Origin of the sequence: Streptomyces sp. NPDC048424, from assembly GCF_040651555.1 — a bacterium.
Taxonomy (GTDB): Bacteria; Actinomycetota; Actinomycetes; order Streptomycetales; family Streptomycetaceae; genus Streptomyces.
In genome coordinates, this window is the sequence record NZ_JBEZKE010000078.1 from 1 (window position 1) to 3,995 (window position 3,995).

Annotated in this window: 5 protein-coding genes; 3 read left to right on the forward strand and 2 right to left on the reverse strand. The window is 72.1% G+C overall.

The genetic code is table 11. From position 1 onward, the window contains the following. On the forward strand, positions 1–210 hold a 210-nt coding region (locus AB0D29_RS38590), incomplete at its 5' end, for an adenosylhomocysteinase (protein WP_362860424.1). 149 nt (positions 211–359) lie between these two features. Then, positions 360–980, forward strand: coding sequence for a hypothetical protein (locus AB0D29_RS38595; RefSeq protein WP_362860510.1), 621 nt, complete (start codon positions 360–362; stop codon positions 978–980). Positions 981–1,012: 32 nt separating this feature from the next. On the opposite strand, the gene AB0D29_RS38600 is transcribed toward AB0D29_RS38595, so the two are convergent. Together AB0D29_RS38600 and AB0D29_RS38605 are read right to left on the reverse strand one after the other, a co-directional pair. After that, positions 1,013–1,318 (reverse strand): hypothetical protein, encoded by a 306-nt coding sequence (locus tag AB0D29_RS38600; RefSeq protein WP_362860511.1) that lies wholly within the window; start codon positions 1,316–1,318, stop codon positions 1,013–1,015. 212 nt (positions 1,319–1,530) lie between these two features. Further along, positions 1,531–2,511, reverse strand: a complete 981-nt coding sequence (locus AB0D29_RS38605; RefSeq protein WP_362860512.1) for an RDD family protein — start codon at positions 2,509–2,511, stop codon at positions 1,531–1,533. 111 nt (positions 2,512–2,622) lie between these two features. Here AB0D29_RS38605 and AB0D29_RS38610 point away from each other — a divergent pair, with 111 nt between their 5' ends. Next, positions 2,623–3,630: a stage II sporulation protein M gene (locus AB0D29_RS38610; protein WP_362860513.1), complete on the forward strand. Its 1,008-nt coding sequence runs from the start codon at positions 2,623–2,625 to the stop codon at positions 3,628–3,630. The last annotated feature ends 365 nt before the right edge of the window (positions 3,631–3,995 follow it).

The following is a 3,995-nucleotide window of genomic DNA, read 5'->3' on the forward strand; positions in this document are numbered from 1 at the left end:
GACCAGACCCTGGCCCAGATCGAGCTCTTCACCAAGCCCGAGGAGTACCCGACCGAGGTCTACGTGCTGCCCAAGCACCTCGACGAGAAGGTCGCGCGCCTGCACCTCGACGCCCTCGGCGTCAAGCTCACCACCCTCCGCCCGGAGCAGGCCGCGTACATCGGCGTGCAGGTCGAGGGCCCGTACAAGCCGGACCACTACCGCTACTGATCAACCTTTGATCAGGGCCTGATCAGCGCTTGATCAGGGCCTGATCAGCGGCGGCGGAACGTGAAGCAGGCCCCCGGCACCCGTGCCGGGGGCCTGCCCCGTATCCCTCGATCCCCCCGACGCCCTCGATCCCAAGAAGTGTGCGCACCATGCCCCGCGGCCGTTACTCGCTCCACGACCCGCACGACCACACCCCCCTCGGCGAGGAGCACTTCCACTGCGCCCCCGGGCCCTCCGGCTGGCGCTACGTCTCCCAGCTCACCGCCCCGAACGGGGACCACCGCGGTTCCGTCGACCTCGCGATCGACGAGCTCGGCCGCCCCATCCGGCTCGAAGTGAACGCCGCGAGCTGGCAGGTCCGCGGGGCCGCCATCGACGGCGTCACCTGGGTCCGCACCGACCCCACCGGCACCGAGGCCACCGAGGGCAACATCGCCGCGCCCGGCTTCACCGGGACCTCCCCGGCCTTCCTCGTCGCCACGGCCCGCCTGCTGCGCCTGACCCCCGGCGCCCCCGCCACCCGCGTCCGGCTCCTCGCCCTCACCGACCCGGTCCTGGCGCCCCGTACGGTCGACCAGGCGTGGGCCCTGCTCGCCCGCGAGGAACACCCCACCGACAGCGGCCCGCTCCTGGTGGACGAGTACCAGGTCAGCGCCCTGGACACGGGCGAGGTCCACACGGTCCACCTCGCCGGCGACGTGGTCCTCTCGGCCCCCGGCATCGAACTCGAACACCTGGAGACCCCGCCGTCGGCCTTCCCCGAGGACTGAAGTGGCCCGGCACTCCCCGGCGAGGCCCCGCGTCAGTGCTCCTCGTCCGGGTAGCTCCACTCGACCGCGCACATCGCCGAAGGCGCGGCCTCCTTCGCGTACCAGGCGAGGGACTTCTCGAACTCCGGGCACCAGAGGTGGGCGCGGCTGACGGAGACCGGGAAGTCGGTCCCGCCGGTGACGACGTGCCCGCCGCGCTCCGCCGCGATGCCGATGCTCACCTGGCCGCCGATGCTCTCGTCCCGCATCAGCTCACGGAGCTCCTCGACGACCGCCCGCGCCCGGGCCTCGTCGTCGATGCCCGTGACGCGGAAGGTGAAGGCGATGTTCGCAGACATGCCGTGCAGGCTAGGCCCTGTCCGGGCGATCTTCGCGGGCCCGCGACGTTCCCCCAGCTACCGCTGGGAGGTGCCCCCAGGCACGGCACCTCGCCGCGTTGTCGGAGCGCGCGAGTACGGCCAAGTACGAGCTGCGCTCCTCCGCCTTGCGATGCACCGCACCAGACGACGCGGCCTGATCCACGAAGATCGCCCGGACAGGACCTAGGCGATCACGCCGGGGGCGCGAACCCGGTCGTGGGCCGCGGCGGCAAGGGAGCCGCCGGAGCGGGCGCCACCACCGGGGCGGCGGGCGCCCTGCCCGGGACCGGGGCCGGCCGACCCGCCTGCGGTACGGCCTGGGGTACGGGCGCCCCGGGAGCCGGGTGCCCCCACGCGGGCGGCGTTCCCGGAGCCGTCCCGGGCAGGCCCGTCACGGTCCCGGGCACCCCGGGCGCACCGGGACCGGCGCCGAAGGCGCGGGCGGCGTCGCGCGACTGCCGCTCGTGCACCACGGCCATCAGGAACGCGGCAGCCGGCACCCCCACCGGCGGCGGCGCCCCCGTACGCGCCACCAGATCGTCCGCGAGCCGCGCCGCCATCGCGGCGCCCACCTGCGGATCCAGCTGGTTCATGCGCGTCAGGTACTGCCGGATCGCCAGCCACAGCCCGTCCGGCACCGCCGACAGGTCCAGCCCGGTGAACCGCCCGGCCAGCCACGGCGGCGGCGGAGGCACCGGCATCACCCGGGCCGCCGGCACCCGTTCGCGGACCACCAGCGTCCCGGCGAAGACGTCCCCGAGCCGCCGCCCGCGCGCCGAGACCAGCGAGGCGATGCACGCCACCGTCCCGAAGGTCAGCAGCAGCTCCACCACTCCCATGGCCCCGCGAACCAGCGCGTGCCGGAAGCGGATCGGTCCGCCGTCGTCCCGTACCACCCGCAGCCCGCACGCCAGCTTGCCCAGGGAGCGCCCGTGGGACAGCGTCTCGACCGCGATCGGCACACCGACCAGCAACAGCAGGAAGCTCGCCACCCCCACCGCCGCCTGGGCGGCGTCGTCCAGCGAGGAGGTCGCGAGGGCCAGGCCGACCGAGAGCAGCACGTACCCGGTGACGTACACGAGCAGGTCCAGGAGGATCGCCAGCCCGCGGCTCGGCAGCCTCGCGGGCCTGAGCCCCAGGACGACCGCGTCCCCCGTCACCAGATCGCTCACCGCAGCACCTCTCATGTGACCTGCCCCGCCCCAACGGCCTCCAGTCTGCCAAGCTGACCACACGAGGAATAGGCAACAGCAGGTGACCTGGGGCAGGGGAGCGGCAACCGGATGGATCTCGACGTCTTCGTGACGGCACACCGGGCGGAATGGGACCGCCTGGAGCAGCTCCTGGGCCGCGGCCGCAAGCTCACCGGTGCGGAGGCCGACGAACTCGTCGCGCTCTACCAGCGCACCTCCACCCATCTCTCCCTGATCCAGTCCAGCACCCCCGACCCCATGCTCACGGGCCGGCTGACCCAGCTGGTCGCGCGCGCCCGCGCCACGGTGACGGGCACCCGCCGGGCCGGCTGGCGCGACGCCGCCCTCTTCTTCACGGCGGCCTTCCCGGCCGCGGTCTACCGCAGCCGCCGCTGGTGGATACCGACCGCGCTGCTCTCCACGGCTCTCGGCGTGCTCATCGGCTGGTGGATAGCCACGCACCCCGAGGTCCAGGGAGCCATCGCGGCCCCGGAGGACCTGAAGGCGCTCACGCAGCCGGGCGGCGAGTACGAGACGTACTACTCCAGCCACCCCGCGGGCTCCTTCGCCGCCAAGGTCTGGACGAACAACGCCCAGGCGGCGGCGATCTGCCTCGTCCTCGGCGCCTTCCTCGGACTCCCCGTGCTCTGGATCCTGTTCCTGAACATGGCCAACCTCGGAGTCGGCCTGGGCCTGATGGCCTCCGCCGGCCGCCTCGACGTGTTCCTCGGGCTGATCCTTCCGCACGGCCTGCTCGAACTGACCGCCGTCTTCGTGGCCGCGGGTACGGGCCTGCGCCTGGGATGGACGGTCATCGACCCGGGCCCCCGCACCCGCCGCACCGCCCTGGCCGAACAGGGCCGCGCGGCCCTCGGCATGGCCATCGGCCTCGCGGTGGTCCTGTTCGTCTCGGGCCTGATCGAGGGCTTCGTGACCCCGTCCGGCCTCCCCACCTGGGCCCGCATCACGATCGGCGTCCTCGCCGAGGCCGCCTTCCTGATCTACGTCTTCGTCCTGGGCGGCAGGGCCTCCCGCGCGGGCGAGGTGGGCGACGTGGAAGCCGCGGACCGGACGGCAACGCTCCCGACCGCTGCCTGATGTGCGTACGAGCCCGCTGAGCTGCTAGTCTCCTCGTCGTCCCGCGAAGACCGTTGACACGGAGCGCGCGGGGAGGTAGATTCGAACGGTTGCCTCGAACTGGACAAGTTCGGCAGCGATGGTTTAACCTATCTCTCGCCCCCATCAAGGAATTGAATTCCAGTGGGGCGTAGCCGACTCCTCATTCAGGAATCCAAGCCGGGAAATCCGGTGGAGAACTTCTGATAGAGTCGGAATCGCCGGAAAGGGAAAGCGCGAAAGCGCCGGAATTGGAAAGCACCGAGGAAGTCGGACACGAAAGAGTCTGATAGAGTCGGAAACGCAAGAACACAGAACGAAAGCCCGGAGGAAAGCCCGAGAGGGTG